This window comes from Gallaecimonas zhanjiangensis (assembly GCF_057624825.1).
The window spans coordinates 1709398-1725163 of the sequence record NZ_CM172603.1 but is presented as its reverse complement, the minus strand read 5'-3'; the positions used below and the strand labels follow the sequence as shown (position 1 = coordinate 1725163).

At 58.1% G+C, this 15766-nt stretch carries 19 protein-coding genes; 8 read left to right on the top strand and 11 right to left on the bottom strand.

Annotated elements, in window-relative coordinates; translation table 11 throughout:
* Positions 1-85: 85 nt before the first annotated feature.
* Positions 86-1024 carry a LysR family transcriptional regulator gene (locus AC22G1_RS08165; protein ID WP_487316314.1) on the top strand — a complete coding sequence of 313 codons (939 nt, stop codon included), beginning with the start codon at positions 86-88 and terminating at the stop codon, positions 1022-1024.
* 49 nt (positions 1025-1073) lie between these two features.
* Positions 1074-1565 (top strand): DUF1543 domain-containing protein, encoded by a 492-nt coding sequence (locus tag AC22G1_RS08160; RefSeq protein ID WP_487316313.1) that lies wholly within the window; start codon positions 1074-1076, stop codon positions 1563-1565.
* A 25-nt stretch (positions 1566-1590) separates the two neighbouring features.
* Here the strand turns inward: AC22G1_RS08160 and AC22G1_RS08155 are convergent, their stop codons facing one another.
* Entirely contained in the window at positions 1591-2382 is a 792-nt protein-coding gene (locus AC22G1_RS08155) for an acyl-CoA thioesterase (RefSeq protein WP_487316312.1), read from the bottom strand.
* Between the two features lie 142 nt (positions 2383-2524).
* On the opposite strand from AC22G1_RS08155, the gene AC22G1_RS08150 reads away from it, so the two are divergent.
* Positions 2525-2875 carry a putative quinol monooxygenase gene (locus tag AC22G1_RS08150; protein WP_487316311.1) on the top strand — a complete coding sequence of 117 codons (351 nt, stop codon included), beginning with the start codon at positions 2525-2527 and terminating at the stop codon, positions 2873-2875.
* 39 nt (positions 2876-2914) lie between these two features.
* On the top strand, positions 2915-3322 hold the full coding sequence (locus tag AC22G1_RS08145) for a TonB family protein (protein ID WP_487316310.1): 408 nt from the start codon (positions 2915-2917) through the stop codon (positions 3320-3322).
* Positions 3323-3356: 34 nt separating this feature from the next.
* Here AC22G1_RS08145 and AC22G1_RS08140 read toward each other — a convergent pair whose 3' ends face one another.
* Positions 3357-4061, bottom strand: coding sequence for a DUF3581 family protein (locus AC22G1_RS08140; RefSeq protein WP_487316309.1), 705 nt, complete (start codon positions 4059-4061; stop codon positions 3357-3359).
* Between the two features lie 246 nt (positions 4062-4307).
* On the opposite strand from AC22G1_RS08140, the gene AC22G1_RS08135 reads away from it, so the two are divergent.
* Positions 4308-4517 carry a cold-shock protein gene (locus AC22G1_RS08135; protein ID WP_050658589.1) on the top strand — a complete coding sequence of 70 codons (210 nt, stop codon included), beginning with the start codon at positions 4308-4310 and terminating at the stop codon, positions 4515-4517.
* A gap of 51 nt (positions 4518-4568) precedes the next feature.
* Here the strand turns inward: AC22G1_RS08135 and AC22G1_RS08130 are convergent, their stop codons facing one another.
* Positions 4569-5393, bottom strand: coding sequence for a DNA ligase (locus AC22G1_RS08130; RefSeq protein ID WP_487316308.1), 825 nt, complete (start codon positions 5391-5393; stop codon positions 4569-4571).
* 44 nt (positions 5394-5437) lie between these two features.
* On the bottom strand, positions 5438-6322 hold the full coding sequence (locus AC22G1_RS08125; RefSeq protein ID WP_487316307.1) for a radical SAM protein: 885 nt from the start codon (positions 6320-6322) through the stop codon (positions 5438-5440).
* 61 nt (positions 6323-6383) lie between these two features.
* Here AC22G1_RS08125 and AC22G1_RS08120 point away from each other — a divergent pair, with 61 nt between their 5' ends.
* Positions 6384-6863, top strand: coding sequence for a putative 4-hydroxy-4-methyl-2-oxoglutarate aldolase (locus AC22G1_RS08120; protein ID WP_487316306.1), 480 nt, complete (start codon positions 6384-6386; stop codon positions 6861-6863).
* Here AC22G1_RS08120 and AC22G1_RS08115 read toward each other — a convergent pair.
* Positions 6840-8081 carry an MFS transporter gene (locus tag AC22G1_RS08115; RefSeq protein ID WP_487316305.1) on the bottom strand — a complete coding sequence of 414 codons (1242 nt, stop codon included), beginning with the start codon at positions 8079-8081 and terminating at the stop codon, positions 6840-6842. The genes AC22G1_RS08120 and AC22G1_RS08115 overlap by 24 nt on opposite strands.
* 149 nt (positions 8082-8230) lie before the next feature.
* Here AC22G1_RS08115 and AC22G1_RS08110 point away from each other — a divergent pair, with 149 nt between their 5' ends.
* Positions 8231-9949: a M1 family metallopeptidase gene (locus AC22G1_RS08110; protein WP_487316304.1), complete on the top strand. Its 1719-nt coding sequence runs from the start codon at positions 8231-8233 to the stop codon at positions 9947-9949.
* Positions 9950-9976: 27 nt separating this feature from the next.
* Here AC22G1_RS08110 and AC22G1_RS08105 read toward each other — a convergent pair whose 3' ends face one another.
* Genes AC22G1_RS08105 through AC22G1_RS08095 form a run of 3 tightly spaced genes read right to left on the bottom strand, consistent with a single transcriptional unit; the run spans position 9977 to position 12219 of the window.
* Positions 9977-10663 (bottom strand): RES family NAD+ phosphorylase, encoded by a 687-nt coding sequence (locus tag AC22G1_RS08105; RefSeq protein WP_487316303.1) that lies wholly within the window; start codon positions 10661-10663, stop codon positions 9977-9979.
* Positions 10664-10680: 17 nt separating this feature from the next.
* Positions 10681-11031, bottom strand: coding sequence for an antitoxin Xre/MbcA/ParS toxin-binding domain-containing protein (locus AC22G1_RS08100; protein ID WP_050658596.1), 351 nt, complete (start codon positions 11029-11031; stop codon positions 10681-10683).
* Positions 11032-11082: 51 nt separating this feature from the next.
* Positions 11083-12219 (bottom strand): MFS transporter, encoded by a 1137-nt coding sequence (locus tag AC22G1_RS08095; protein WP_487316705.1) that lies wholly within the window; start codon positions 12217-12219, stop codon positions 11083-11085.
* 151 nt (positions 12220-12370) lie between these two features.
* Here AC22G1_RS08095 and AC22G1_RS08090 point away from each other — a divergent pair, with 151 nt between their 5' ends.
* The gene (locus AC22G1_RS08090; RefSeq protein ID WP_487316302.1) at positions 12371-12724 is read left to right on the top strand and encodes a DMT family protein; all 354 of its coding nucleotides are present in this window, start codon (positions 12371-12373) and stop codon (positions 12722-12724) included.
* Positions 12725-12745: 21 nt separating this feature from the next.
* On the opposite strand, the gene AC22G1_RS08085 is transcribed toward AC22G1_RS08090, so the two are convergent.
* The 3 genes from AC22G1_RS08085 to glnS form a co-directional block, all read right to left on the bottom strand.
* Entirely contained in the window at positions 12746-13300 is a 555-nt protein-coding gene (locus AC22G1_RS08085) for an NAD(P)H nitroreductase (RefSeq protein ID WP_487316301.1), read from the bottom strand.
* A 32-nt stretch (positions 13301-13332) separates the two neighbouring features.
* Positions 13333-13965 (bottom strand): HvfX family Cu-binding RiPP maturation protein, encoded by a 633-nt coding sequence (locus AC22G1_RS08080; protein ID WP_487316300.1) that lies wholly within the window; start codon positions 13963-13965, stop codon positions 13333-13335.
* Positions 13966-14060: 95 nt separating this feature from the next.
* Positions 14061-15725: a glutamine--tRNA ligase gene (glnS, locus tag AC22G1_RS08075; protein ID WP_487316299.1), complete on the bottom strand. Its 1665-nt coding sequence runs from the start codon at positions 15723-15725 to the stop codon at positions 14061-14063.
* Between the last annotated feature and the right edge of the window lie 41 nt (positions 15726-15766).

Genomic DNA, 15766 nt, shown 5'->3' with positions numbered 1-15766 from the left:
GTGATTGACGTCACGTATTCTCAGGGCGCAAAATCATATCGTCTAATTTATATATCGAATAGCTAACATTGATTACGGTGATGATATGAAACAGTTGGATCTAAACCTGCTGGTGATCTTCGATGCCATCATGCGCGAAGGCTCCGTATCCCGGGCAGCCAGCGTGCTGGCCATGACCCAGCCGGCGGTGTCCAATGCCATATCAAGGATGCGGGTCAGCTTTGGCGACCCGGTATTCGTCAAAGAAGGCCGCGGGGTGGTGGCTACTCCTTTTGCCCAGTCCCTGTGGCAACAGACCCGCAAACACCTGCAATCACTCAAAGATGCGGTAGACCCTCAGCCCTTCGACCCGGTCAGTACCCGCCAGGAATTTCGCGTTGGGGTTACCGATCTGACCGTCGACATTTATTGGAGCAAGTTGCGCCACAAAATAGAGCAAGGGGCGGCCGGGGTAGACGTATTGGCGGTGCCTTTTACCACCGCCACCATGGAAAACATGCTGCTCAACGCCGAGGTGGACTTTGTAATAAGCCAGGCCACCCCCACCATGGCGCCGCAGCTGCGCCATATGTATTTGTTTGACTCCTACTACGCCTGCACCATGGGTAACCACCATCCGCTGGCCCACAAGCCGCTGCAGTTGGAAGACTTCATCAAGGCCGACCACCTGATGGTGTCTCTGTCTGGTGACCGCCAGGGCATTGTCGATTGCATGCTGAGCGATCTTGGCCTTGAGCGGCGGGTGGCCATGACCACCAACCACTTCTCGGTGGTGCCTAAGCTACTGCGTGAAAACAACCTTATCGCCACCCTGCCCTTTGGCGCCATTTTTGAATACACCAGCTGTGGTGAGCTTTGGGTAACCAAGCCGCCCATCGATATTCCCATCAAGCCGGTATCCCTTATCTGGCATGAGCGCAATGAACGTAACCCGGCGCACCGCTGGCTGCGCGAGGCCATTGCCGACATCACCCAAAAGCTCAAAGACGAAAACCCGCTACCTAAGTGCCTTCTGGCTGGCTAATGCCAAAGGGCCGTATTACCATGCCGTGGCCCAAAGAAGGAGTGTGCACATGCTTTACGTGGTGATGCTTGGGGGACGGCACCCCAAGGCCAAGATCGAAGTACACGATGTGGTTTTTGCCGTTGCGGATTCTTTTGAAGACAGTTTTGAGCAGTTAAAAAGCCAATGGTTTGGCGACCGCCAAGGGCTGCATATCGACTCCTGGATGGCGGTAGACGGGGTCGAGCAATATCAGGTCACCTTGGCCGACAGCGCACCCGGCCCCGATGAGCCCCGCCTCTTTTTCATCAACCTTGGCGGTTACCTTGAAGGTTGCTTTGGTGAAGTACACGACTACCTGCTGGTGGTGGCGAGCGATAAGGCCGAGGCCAAACAAAAAGGCAAGGCAATGATGGACAGCCGCTGGGACAAACCCCATACCGACGCCCTTTTGGACGTGGACGACTGTATTCCCATCGATTGCGTGCAGGGCCGCTATATCAGCCTGCAGCCTGGGCCGCACAACGGCGTGATTGCCCAAAGCGACTACATCATTCTTTAAAAAAGGCCCCTTGGGGCCTTTTTTGTCAGCCGAAAAAAGCCACCGTCTGGCGCGATGACGCCACCAACTTGCCACTTTTATCCCGAAGCCTTGCACTGATAATGCCGTAGCCGTCTTCAGCCATCACCACCTCGGCCAGATAATGCCACCAGTCGTCGCCGCAAAAGGCGGGTAGCGGCTCAACAAAATCAATGGTCCAGGCAAGGAGGCTGGCTGGCGCCGGGGCGTTAAGCATCGGCAGCACCGCCGGTGGCCAGGCATCAAGCAGCGCCAGAATATGGCCGATGGACACCGCTTCAGGCGCGTTTTTAAAGCGCACCCAGCCGCCCAGCTCCCGGCTGCTGCTACCGGCAAAAGGCAGGGCGCCGGTGGCAATGCATAGGTCAAAATGCGCTGCGAACTCGGGGCCAGGCTCAATAAAATCCGGCATCGGCTGGCACTGCACCGGCTCGGTAAAATGCCGGGGCTCAGGAGGCGCAATGGACACCGCTGAAGGCCTGGCCTGGCCAAAGCTCGCCAAGACCGACAACACACAGTCGCCATGCTGGCAAAGCTCGCCTTGCACCTGAGTCACATAACGCCCGGCTCTAAGCTCCTCGGCATGCACCTCAACCCGCCCCGGTGTCGCCGGTGCCACGAAAGCAAAATGCAGGGAACGTACCGGCAAGTCAGGCTCCACTTTGGCCTTTATATGCTCAAAGAGCATGGCCGCCGTTAACCCGCCAAACACCGCCCGGCCCCGCAGCCAGCCTGTGGGGATAGTCTGCACCGCCGCCAAAGCGCGCCAAGGGCTCAGTAATTGCGAAAACGCCGCCATAAAATGCACCTAATACAACTAAGACCCAGCCAGCCTACTCCCGGCTTCAAGGGCGAAAGTTGATCTGTATCGGTTTCATGGCGGCCTTGGCATCAAGGCCACCAGCAGGCATGCTGTGGCCAGCTAAGAAGGAGAGACTCAGATGTCCAAAAAGGTCTATTGCATTGCCAGCTTCGAGCCCAAGGCCGGCAAAGATAAGGCACTGTTTCGCGTGCTGCAGGCCCTTGAGGCCGATACCCTGCGCGAAGACGGCTGCCTGCAATACAAGGTTACCCGCCATATTCCCAGCCCTTTTGCCGGTGGCCAAAGTTTTCCGCTGGTGTTCAACGAAATTTGGGCGGACATGGCAAGCTTTGAAGCTCACTGCCAGCGAAGCGCCATCAGCGCCTTTTTCGAAGCCCACTGCGTTGCCCCCGACGGCCTGGTGGCCAAGCACAACGTTTGTATCTATACCGACGAGCCGGAAGATTTCGACGCCCCGGTATTTAACTAAAAGCCCTGGACAGGGCCAACACTGCACAAGAAACCCATTATGAGTGCATTACTGCCGCTACTTTTCAGCATCAACATCTATGCCGATGTTGCCGTCAGCTACCCTCAAACCGCTAACCCCGCGTGGGTGCATGACACCACAAAAATGGTGCCCTATCCCCAGGAGATGGCCAAAAGCCAGATAACGGGCTGCGCGGTTTATCAAGTCGATATCGACCAGGACGGCAATACCACAGCAGTTCGCCTAGTGAGCGCCGCGCCGAAAGCCGCCGCCTTTGCCGCGGCTACCAAGGCGCTACAAGCCTGGCATTGGCAGCCCAGTTCGGCGGCCAGCCAAGCGGGTTCGCAATGGGTGAGAATGGATTTTTGTATCAGCCAGGCAGGCAACGATGCTGTGAAAAAGCAATGCGCTATCCAGTCGCAGATCAGTTGCCAGGCAAAGGGATAGACCATTAAAAAACGCCGCAGATGCGGCGTTTTTTTCAGGCGGCGTAGGCGTTTTTTCGCTGGTAGTAAAAGGCCACCATCTTGTCCATCTCGGCCTGGTCGTAGGGGACCAGCCCCGACAGCACCATCACCTTCTCGCCGCTGCCCACCACCTGGCCGTTCTCCACAAAATCAAACCGCAGATGGGCGGTGCCGCGCTTGCCGTCTACATCAAGGCTCGCACCGGAGAACACAATCTCTGGCGCGCCCAAGGCCACAGTTTTGAGGTCGATGGCCATGCTCTGGTACATCACCAGGGGCCGGGCTGGGTTCACCATCACCGCTTGTTCTTTCATCAGCGGCAGCAGGATGGGCGGAAAGTTCTGCCCGGAGAAGCGCACATAACCTTTGACCAAGTGCTCAATCAGCGCCAAGTCTGGGTTGTTGTCGCCGCTGTAGGCCAAGTCGAGGTATTCCTTACCGGCACCGTCAAGAATACGGGCGTGGCTGTCTTGGTCGGCCAGGTGCAGGGAAATGTCGCCGCCCACCATGCCGGAGAAAGTGCAGCGCATTTTCTGGCGAAGGCCGATGCGGCTAAGCAGCATTGCGAACAACAGATCGCCCGGCACACAAAAACGCTTGGCATCTTCGTCGTGAATAGGGTTGAAATCGGCCGCTACGCCCTTGGCAAAACGGCTGGCCTGGGCTCGGCTGAAGGCAAAACCCTCGGGGGTGATCTGGTGATAATCATTCAAAAACATAGGCTTGGAAAAAGACCTCTTTTTTAACTGGCGCCAGTCTACTCCTTAATTCTGGCAGATATGGTCTAGCCAGATAAATGATCAGACCACTGATACTGTGTTGAAACAAACTTATACCGATGGCTAGTTTACATTCTGAACAGATGGCGACATCATTGCTCATAAGCGTGGATAGGACCATGCTAAAGCCTAAGCATATTATTGTTTTACTTAGGTTTGTGTTTTCGCAAATCGGAAATAGAGTTTATGTCAAATCAAGTGAAAGGTACCGTAAAGTGGTTCAATGACGAGAAGGGTTTCGGGTTCATTGAGCAAGAAGGCGGTAAAGACGTATTCGTACACTTCAGTGCCATCAACGGTAACGGTCGCCGTTCCCTGTCCGAGGGCCAGCAAGTGACCATGGTAGTAACCCAGGGTCAAAAAGGCCCACAAGCGGAAAACGTGACCCCGGTTTGAGGGCCTGCCTGACGCTTGTTTTACCGGCGCCTTTATGGCGCCGGCATTGTTTCAGGCCCCATCTGGCCTGACCCGCAAAAAGCGGGCAAAGCGCGGCTTGCCGTTTTTAGTAAAGCCATGATGGCTAAAGGTAACCCGCGCCCCCACCGCTGGCGGCTGCGCGCGTTGCGCATCGGTAAAGCCGGTGCCCAGGCGAAAGCGCTGGCCGTTATCAAGCTCCAGCAGCAACGACCCCATCATGCCTTGGTATTTGCCCTGCCCCGGCAATATCGCCACCACGGTGCCTTCCATGTCGTCGGCTTTTTTCAACTTTAACAAGTCGTCGCTGCGGCCATGTTGGTAAAGGGCATCCATACGGTGCAGCATCAGCCCTTCGCCGCCTCCCGCTACCACCTGCTCTAGCCATGCCATCAGCGCATCTTCGCTGGCAAGTTGGCGCTGGGATATCACTTGCAGCCAGGGCTTGGCCGTGGCGTTAACCAGCGCCGTCATGGCTGCAAGCCGCTGAACAAATGGCCCTTTGGCATCTGGCATGTCAAACAGCATGTAATGGACTTGGCGCCAGGCGGCGTCATCCGGCTCGCGGTCCAAGACCACGGCCGCCACCTCGCTAAAGGCGCCGCGCCTTATCCAAAGCTCACCGTCTAGCGCCGTGGGTGGAAGCGCTTCGGTAAACCAGTGAGGGGCCTGTATCGGGTTGCCGGTTTTAGTGAGCAGCCTTTGGCCGGTCCAGCGGCCGCGCACCCCGTCGAGCTTTTCGCTGACAAGGTATTGGCTGACATCAATGCCCCCTTCATAGCGATTGGCCAGCAGCGGCGGCAGCTTGGCAAAACAAGGCGGGATAAAAAGGCACAGGGCCAGGAGCAAGGTCTTCATCTGATCAGTCCTTTGAAGCAGAGCAAGACCTTAAATAAAGCCCATCAAAGCCCCCGTTGCCATTCGGCGCGAAGCGGCACCAGCCCTGCCCTGGCTTTGTCGATTTGCGACAAGAGCGCGGCCTTGTCTTTACCCAGGGTGCCTTTTAACACCAGGTAGTTGGAGGCATGGTCAGAGCGAAACACGGTGCGCTCTAACGCTAGCTCGCCGATAAGCCAGCCCTGTTCGTCAATCAAATGGGGCACTTCAAGGGGGGTAAAGCGCCCGCCAAAGCCCGCCACCACCCGCGCCATTCCTAAGGGAAAGGACACCACCAGGGTGGAGAGAAACTCAGGCTGGGTGGCATTCATCAGCTGGGCCGAGTGGATGGCGTGCTGGTGAGAGCGCTCGACACCGCCCATGCCGTTTAAGATCATCACCGAACGCTTGATACCGGCTTCACCTAGCTTTAACAGCGCCGCTTGGGAGCTTTCAAAAGTTTCGCCTTTGTTGATGCCAGCCAGCACCTCGTCGTCACCGCTTTCGCAGCCCACATACACCAGGGTCAGCCCCAGTTCGGCCAGGGTACGAAGCTCGGCTACGGATTTATTCTTGACGTTGCGTGGCAGGCAATAGCTGCTGATGCGCCGCACGCTGGGCAGGTACTGGCGGATAAGTTCGCAAATCTCCACCAGCCGCCGGGTGGGCAGGGTCATGGCGTCGCCGTCGGCCAAAAAGACCTTCTGCACCGAGACGCCGGTGGCCGCCACCGCTTTTAACTCTTCGGCGATGTCTTCCCGCTTTTTGGCGCGAAACTTCTTCTGCGGCGCCGTGTACATGTCGCAAAAGGTGCACTGGTTGTAACTGCAACCGTTGGTGACCTGCAAGATAAGGGACTGCCACTCCGAAGGTGGCCGGAATAGGGGCTGGATATAGGGCAGGTTGAACATTGTCTGCTTAACTGGTCTTATGAGTTGAGCTAACTTCGCATAATCAGCCGCAGGAGGCCAGATGCTGGACTTGTTACCCGACCTTTGCGATGCCCATGGCGACCAGTTGCACTGGCTAGAAGCGCCGTTGCATGATTGGGGCGGCAATGCCCTTTTCTTCGGCCAGGTGGTGACAGTGAAATGCTTTGAGGACAATTCCCGGGTCAAGGAGCTGCTGGCAACCCCTGGCCAGGGCAAGGTGCTGGTGGTCGATGGCGGCGGCTCCACGCGCCAGGCGCTGATGGGGGATTTGATTGCCAAAAGCGCCGTGGATAACGGCTGGGCCGGGGTGGTTATCTTCGGCGCCATCCGCGATGCCGGCGAGATTGCCACCCTGGCCCTTGGGGTTAAAGCCCTGGGAGTGACGCCCTTTAAAACCGAGCGCAAGGGCCTTGGGGAAACCGGCATCGCCCTTCGCTTAGGGGGCGTTAACATCCGCCCGGGCATGTGGATTTATGCCGATAAAAACGGCGTGGTGTTAAGCGACAACCCCATCCACTGAGCGGCGTTTTTTCAGCTCTCGGCTGTAGCGAAACGCCATCACCCACAACCAGGCCGCGCCCAGGGGAATGGTCCAAAAGGCCGTTGCCAGGGGCGCAAAGTTGGCCCAGAGCCCGGTCCCAAAAGACGCCAGCTGCACGCCGATAGACGAGCCAATCACGCAAATGCCCGACAGCACCGGCCCCTTGTCGCTGTCGATATCCATGGCGGCCGACAGCATCAGCGGGAACAAACCGCCCAGCCCCAACCCTACCAGCAGGTTGCCCATGGACATGATCTGCGGGTCGCTGGTGAGCTTGATGGTAAAGGCCCCCACCACCATGATACTGGCCAGGATCACCATCAGCCGATGGTTACTGAACCAGCGCAGCAACAAGGCAAACCCCAGGCGGCTTAGCACCATGCCGGCGGTGAAAAAGGCAAACACAAAGCGCGCCTCATCACCGTCAAAACCGCGGCCGTTCTGGGCGTAGCTGACAAACCAGTTGCCGTTGCCAAACTCCACGGCGCCATAGCCAAGCCCAGCCAGAGCCAGGAACAAAAACACCGGCTGCTTGATAACCTCGCCGTAGGACAGGCTTTGCTTGTGCTGGGCCTCCCCCACCGGCGCCAGCTTTTTACCCTGGCGCGCGGTATACCAGGCGTAGGCGGCCAGGCCCAACAGCCCCAGGGCCAGCACTCGAAGTGGCCAGCGCCAGCTGTGCTCCAACGCATAGAGCCCAGACACATAAAAAGGCGCCGCCAGAGTGCCGAGGCTGAACATGAAATCCATCAGCCCCATCATGGCTGAGCGGCGCGCTACATGCAGCCGGGCGATAAGGGTGTGCCCGATGGTGAACATGCTGGAGCTGACAATGCCCAGGGTAAAGGCCCCGGCCAGCAGCCAGGCCCAGTGGTTAACCAGCGACAAAGCCGCCAGCAGCGCCACCACCAGCACCGCCAGGGTGGAGAACAGCGACAGAAAATCGAACTTCTGCACGTACTTGCCGCCGATAAAGGCGCCGACAATCATGCCAAGGGAGATCAGGGTAAAAAAGGCGCCACTCACCACTTCGCTCATGGCCAAAGAACGGGCCAAATCGGGCAGCAAGATGCCCCAGAGGATGAACACCATCCCCAGTAAGAAAAACCCAATGAAAATAACGGCGGTAGCGGCACGGCGGTTCATAAAAGCTCCTTCAAGGCGCTGCGCATTGTAAGGCCTATCCCTAGCGACCAAAAGCCGAGCGCCGTGAACAAAATGAACAAAAGCGCAATCGCCGGTCAACCCGCCTTAAGGCCGCCGGCCACCCAGCCAAGACAGGCGCACTGGGTTACAAACCGATAACAGCGTATTAATAGGGCTTACCTGACTTGTCTGCCAATACCATGAAAAAAAGCCTCTGTTGTTTAGTGCTGCTGTTGAGCGGCTGCGCCCAGCACCATGAAAGTGCCGGCCCCAAACCCTTGAGTCCCTTGACCAAAGAGTCTGGTGGCCTGATGCCGCCCAGCCAGCAGCAGCTGCACTTTGCCAAGGCCGAGTTGCACTTTAAGGTCGAGCCCCAGCAGCAAGCCATCGAAGGCGAGGCCAAACTCACCTTCAGTGCCAAAGCGCCGCTGCAAACCCTCTCTGTAGACTTGGACCCGGCCTTTGCCATCAGCGCCATCACTTTCAATGGCCAGATGCTTGCCGCAAGCGCCTGGCACAACCCCAAAGGGCGGCTTTTTATCACCCTGCCCAAGGAAGTAGCCAAAGGCGCCCGCTTTACCCTTGGCATTCATTACGCCGGCAAACCCCACGTGGCCAAGCACGCCCCCTGGGATGGCGGCTTTGTCTGGGCTAAAACGGCCGAGGGTGAGCCGTGGATAGCCACGGCGGTGCAAGGTGAAGGCTGCGATCTGTTCTGGCCCTGTATCGACCACCCCATAGGAGAGCCGGATGTAGCTGAGCTTTTTATCACGGTGCCGGCGCCCTTAGTGGCGCCCAGTAACGGCGCCTTCTTGGGGATGGAAGAAAAAGATGGCTGGCGCACCTACCACTGGCAGGTGGCGCACCCCAACACCTACGCCATTGCCCTTAACATCGGCCCTTATGAAAAACTCGAAGCCACCTACCACAGCCGCTTTGGCAACAGCTTTCCCATGGATTACTGGTACCTAAAGGGGCAAAAGGCCCAGGCCGAGCAGCTTTTTGCCGAGTTTCCCCGCCAGTTGGACTTTTTTGAGCAAACCATCGGCCCCTACCCTTTTGGGAACGAGAAAATGGGCGTGGTCCACACCCCGCACAAAGGCATGGAACACCAAACCATCAATGCCTACGGCAACGACTATGCCCAGAACATTTATGGTTATGACGATCTGCTGCAACACGAGCTGGCCCACGAGTGGTTTGGTAACCAATTGACCAACACCGATTGGGACGACTTTTGGCTCCACGAGGGCTTTGGCACCTATATGCAGCCGCTCTATGCCCAGTACCTTCGCGGCGACATGGCCTATGACGCCAGCCTCTACCGGGTTCGCGGCGCCATTAAAAACAAGCGGCCGCTGGTGTCGGGCCATTCCCAAACCGAAGAAGGGGTGTATGACGAAAAACGCGGCCCCGGCCAGGATATCTACGTCAAAGGCGCCTTTATGCTGCACAGCCTTCGCCAATACCTGGGGGATAAACGTTTCTTCACGGCGGTGCGGGAGCTGGTGTACGGCACCCCAGACCCTCGCCCCGGCCACTTTGCCCCGCGCTATGGCACATCCAAGGAATTTATCGCCATCGTCAGCCGCCTGGCGGGAGAGGATATGCAATGGTTCTTTGACGCCTACCTCTACCAAGCCGCCTTGCCAAAGCTGGTGGCTAACCGGGACGGCGACACCCTGCACCTTCGCTGGCAAGGCACTAAAAGCGCCTTTTTGATGCCGGTGGAGGTGGCCCTAGACGGCAAGGTTTACAACGTGGCTATGCACGGGGGCAAGGGGAGCCTCAAGGTCGGCAAGGCCGAGCATATAGTGCTAGACCCGCACCAAAAACTGCTGCGCGACGAGCCGCACTTTGCCGCCTTCCAGGCCTGGGAGCAGCTCAAGCGGGAAAAGGCCCGCAGCGCCCAAAAGTAAAAACGCGCCCCGATGGGCGCGTTTTTATCAAGCGGGCATCGGCAGCTTGCCATCAACCCAAAATAGGTCGGCAGGAAAGAGGTACAAATCGTTACCCTCCCCGCCCAAAAAGCTCACCCCGTGGGGCCCGACTTCACAAAGCCAGCGGCTAAGACGCCGCGGCCTGTTGCTCAGCAGCGCCTTAGGGGTAAAGAGCGCCACGTTGACTTCGGCTTCCAGGCAGCGGGCCGAGCGGTACTCAAAGGCTTCGATATCGCGCTCACGAAGGCGGCTACCCAGCTCCTGGCAATAACCGTAATGCACCGGATCGGTAAGCTTCTCCTGCTCCGGCCATTCCTGGAGCTTCTCGCCCCTGTCAGTGCGGTAGTAAAAGGCAAAGAGGCTGTGCTGGGTGCGAAGGTGCACCCCGGGCGGCGGCTCGGCCATGGAATGGTAAAACACCAGCCGGTAGTAGGCGCCTTCGGTGAGGGTAACGTTGATGGTTTTGCCGCCATAAAACAGGCTTGGCTCAAAGGCCCGGCCAAAACGCGAGCCCCACAGCAAAGGCGGGTAACGAAAAGGGGTAGCCAACAGGTAGTGCAGATGTTCGGTGCCGGCTAGGCGGGGCGGTTTGGAGTAATCCAGCAAGTCTTCGAGCAATTGCTGCTCGGCGAGGTTATCGACCAGTTGCGAGGTGGCAACCTGCTCCTGGGATTCGACCAATCGCCATCCCATTCCCTGGATGGCCTGCATCAGATCTTGCCTCGCAAGCCGTCCAGCAGGTTAACCAGTTTAACCAAGCCTTGCACCGTGCCTATCTGCTCTTTGGGCACGCCAAGGCTAAGGTGATTACGGGTGGCCATAAAGTGTTTCATGTCGGCGCCCTGGCCGCCGGTCAGGGCAAAGAGGCTACGGTGCAGGCGAATTAGCAGCAGTGCCAGCTCGCCCTCTTTACTGGCCGGCTCTATGCCGTCCCGTAGCCGGGTCCGGTTACGGCCAATGACGTTGCCTATCTCTACCTGGGTCAGCCCCAGATCTTTGCCTGCATTGAGCAGTGCCTTGCTGAGCACTGCCTTGGCATCCAGTTGCGCCACTGCTTGCATGAAAGCCTCCACCAACCTTTTGAGACATTATACAAGCAATTGGCGCAAAAGCTACACAGCAAGCACCGCCGGCCTTTGCCGCCAGCACCAGGCTCCCACCACCATGGTCACCAGCGCGATCAGAGCAAAGAGGCCGCTGTCGCTGAACCTGTCCATGAGCACCGCCGCCAGCGCAGGCCCGGCCAGGCTGCCAAGGCAATAGGACAGCAGCAATGCCTGGTTCATGGCCACCAGCTGCTCGCTGCTGACCTGCTCGCAGGCCCAGGCCATAGCCACCGGGTACAAGGTAAAAGCCACTATTCCAAGGCCCACCAACGACAGCGTAAAGCCGTGGCGCGAGCCCATCACCGACAGCCAAAGGGCCGACAGCGTCATCACTAGCATCTGCCCCAACACCACAGGCCGGCGCCCGAAGCGATCCGCCAGGCGGCCAGTTGGCCATTGGCCCATGATGCCGGCCGCCACCAGCACCGCCATCCAGCGTCCCACTTGGGCATCATCGAAATGCTGGCGGGCCAGAAAGACCGGCAGCAGCCCGTAAAGGCAACCCAGCACCACGCCGGCCAGCACGCAGCCCAGCACTCCGCTGCGCGCCGATTTCAGGCGGATCATGGCCAGCAAAGGGCTGCGCTGGCGCACGATTTGGTGGCGGCTGTGGCCGGCCAGGGCCACCGGTACCATGGCCACACCGATGAGAGCCGCCACCCACACCAGTACCGCCGCCATTTCGGTGTTGGTCACCGTCAGCAGCATTTGCCCCACCACGGTGCCGAGGTAATACACCACCATGTAGGCCGCCAGCAATTGGCTGCGTTTGGTGGCGTCGCCTTTTAGCATCAACCAGGATTCCACCACCACCCAGATACAGGCGCAGGCCACCCCGGCCAAAAAGCGCCACCCCAGCCAGCCGGCAAGGCTATGGCTGAGCCAAAGCCCAGACACCGCCAACACAAAAACCAGGCATACCAGCTGATAGGTCACGGCAAAGCCCAGGCGATTGATAAGGCGCCCGGCCAACAAGGTGCCCACTAGGTTGCCGACAAAATACAGCGAAGTGACGCCGCCAATACCAGCCGTAGACACCTGCGCCTTGGTCAGCCACAGCGGTACCAGGGTGTTTTGGACCGCAATGGAAATGGTGAGCAGCAGCAGGCCCAAAAGCAGCAGCACCACAGGACGGGAGAACATCATTAAACCGAGGGGGGAAGACAAAGTGGCGCGATTTTGCGCTTCTGTCAGGGCAGGGACAATGCGGTTTGATTATCGTCAGGACAAGAAAAATTAATCATCAACATCAAAGCCGCCACGCACAATAACCGCGTCGCCGCGGAGTGTCACCATGCCCCCTATTGCCATCACCGTCGTACTGCTTTGCCTGTCCAATGTATTCATGACTTTTGCCTGGTACGGGCACCTTAAAAGCTTGTCAACCAAGCCCTGGATAGTGGCGGCCCTACTGAGCTGGGGCATTGCCCTGTTCGAGTACCTGTTGCAGGTGCCGGCCAACCGCATCGGCTATCAGGTGGCAAGCGCCGCCCAGCTAAAAATCATCCAAGAGTGCATCACCCTCTTTATTTTCGTGCCCTTTGCCGTGTTCTACCTCAAAGAGCCGTTTCGCTGGGACTATGTCTGGGCCGGGCTTTGTCTGTTAGGCGCAGTGTTTTTTATCTTCCGCCAACAGCTGATGTCATGAAAAAGCCCCTTGCGGGGCTTTTCAAAAGTGGCTGACAAAGACGCTGCTATCGGGCCTTGGGACCTTGAACTTGGTTGGCACCGGCGTGCCAAGATACAAAAAGCCCAGAATTTCATCCTCGCCCGACACCCCCAGCGCCTCACGCACCAGCGGCGCCGTGGCATAAGCGCCAGTGCGCCAGATACCGCCAAAGCCCTGGGCTACCGCCGCCATCTGCATGGCATGGGCGGCAAGGCCGGCGGTCACCAGTTGCTCGAAGGCTGGAACCTTGGGGTGCTCTTGTACCTTGGACACCACCGCCACCACCATGGGCGCACGTTCAAGAAGGTGCAGGGCCTTATCACGGGCTTTGTCATCCGCCTTCGGGTCGGTTGCCAACAGCGCCGCAAGGCACACTTCGCCCAGTTTTTGGCGGCCCTCGCCTTCAATCACCACAAAACGATAAGGGTGCAGCATGCCGTGGTCCGGCACCCGAAAGGCCGCTTGAAAGAGGTTTTCCAAGGCTTGCCCCTGAGGCGCCGGCGCCTCCAGCTTGGGCTCGGAAGTGCGGTTAAGTAACAGGTCCAGTGCGTCCATAAAGGCCTCTTGCTGCCGGTAAAAGGCCTAGCCTAACCCAAAGCCTGCGCGCTGGCAGCCCCGGCCTTGGCTGACCGGCGCTCAAGGTAGCGGCTAAACCAATGGTCAAGGGAGAGGTAACGACCGGCGCCGGAGAAAAACAGCGACAGCAGCATGATGAAATAGGTCGCGGCAAACTCGTAGCCGTTATTGAGGATGACCAGGGGCCCGGAGCTGGTCAGCCAGTCGTAATGGCCATGGGTCTGCAACAGCTCCCGCGCCTTGGCCAGTTTATCCGCCGATGCCAGCACCTGGGCATTGGCAAAGGGAGCACTGGGGTCGGCAATGGCCTGCCAGCCATTGGGCCAATGTACGGTAACAATGGCCACCACCATGGTGACCATCAGCGGCACCGATACCCAACGAACCCCCAGCCCCACCAGCAGCAACACCGCCCCGCCAAGCTCGCTGGCGGTTGCTAAAAAGGCCATCAGCCAAGGAAACGGCAGGCCAAGGCCCCATTCGCTGTTGCCAAACCAGGCAACGGTGTCGTCAAAGCCTTGGAGCTTGTTGATGCCAGCCATCCAAAACACCGGCACCAGATAGAGGCGAAAGGCCAAGGGCGCCAGCCAATCAAAAAGGCGGCTGCGGTTAAGAAGCTGTTGGGGTAATAAAAGGCGCTGCATGGGACTCTCCTGTGTTAGCCCCATTTAAGACCTGCCGGCCCTTGCCAATCTTTCGCAAAAAAAACGCCACCCTAAGGTGGCGCTTTTTATCAGGCTTAGGCGTCTTCGCCACCGCCGCCCCAGGTGTCACGCAGACCCACGGTGCGGTTGAAGACTAACGTCTGGCTATTATCACGGCAGAAATAGCCGATACGCTCGAACTGGTAGCCCTTTTGCGGCTCGGCTTCGGCCAAGGACGGCTCCACCAAGCCTTGCACCACGGTCAAAGACTCGGGGTTGATGGTGGCCAGGAAGTCCTCGGCGTTGCCGGGGTTGGGCACGTTAAAGAGGCGATCGTAGAGGCGCACTTCGGCCGGCAGGCCGTGGTCTTTGCTGACCCAGTGGATAACACCTTTGACCTTGCGGCCGTCCGCCGGATCTTTACCCAGGGTGTCGGGGTCGTAGCTGCAGAAGATGGTGGTGATATTACCGGCAGCGTCTTTTTCAACACGCTCGGCTTTGACCACATAGGCGTTACGCAGCCGCACTTCTTTACCCAGCACCAGGCGCTTGTACTTCTTGTTGGCTTCTTCGCGAAAATCTTCGCCTTCGATCACCAACTCACGGCTAAAGGGCACCTTGCGCGAGCCCATGTCAGGGTTGTTGGGATGGTTGGGCGCTTCCAGCCATTCCACTTCGCCTTCGGGGAAGTTCTCAATCACCATGCGCACCGGGTCCAGCACCGCCATGGCGCGCGGGGCGTTGTCGTTGAGGTCGTCCCGAATACAGGCTTCGAGCATGGCCATCTCGACGGTGTTATCCATCTTGGTCACGCCGATACGCTTACAGAACTCGCGAATGCTGCCCGGGGTGTAACCACGGCGGCGCAGGCCAGCGATGGTGGGCATGCGCGGGTCGTCCCAGCCGGCCACGTGCTGCTCGGTCACCAACTGGTTGAGCTTGCGCTTGGAGGTGACGGTGTACTCGAGGTTCAGGCGCGAAAACTCGTACTGATGGGGCTGCACATCGATGGTGATGTTTTCCAGCACCCAGTCGTACAGGCGGCGGTTGTCCTGGAACTCCAGGGTACAGAGGCTGTGGGTGATGCCTTCGATGGCGTCAGAGATACAGTGGGTAAAGTCGTACATCGGGTAGATGCACCACTTGTCACCGGTTTGGTGGTGATGGGCAAATTTCACCCGGTAGAGCACCGGATCGCGCATCACGATAAAGCTCGAGGCCATGTCGATTTTGGCGCGCAGGCAAGCTTTGCCCTCTTCAAAACCGCCGTCACGCATCTTGTTAAAGAGAGCGAGGTTTTCTTCAACACTGCGGTCGCGGTAGGGGCTGTTCTTACCGGGCTCTTTAAGGGTGCCACGGTATTCGCGAATTTGCTCGGGGCTCAGCTCGTCCACATAGGCCAGGCCCTTTTGGATAAGCTCGACGGCATAGCCAAAGAGTTGATCAAAATAATCGGAGGAATGGCGCACCTCGCCAGACCACTCAAACCCCAGCCAATGCACGTCTTGCTTGATGGAATCGACGTACTCCTGGTCTTCTTTTACCGGGTTGGTGTCGTCGAAACGCAGGTTGCAAAAACCTTTGTAATCCTCGGCCAAACCGAAGTTCAGGCAGATGGATTTGGCATGACCTATGTGCAGGTAACCGTTAGGTTCAGGTGGAAAGCGGGTATGAACGCTATGATGTTTACCGCTCTGAAGATCCGCATCAATAATTTGGCGGATAAAGTTGCTGGGACGGTTTTCGCCCGCATTGCTCATAGCGAGTCCTCTGATACTTTTTAGGGAGTGAAATTACCCCC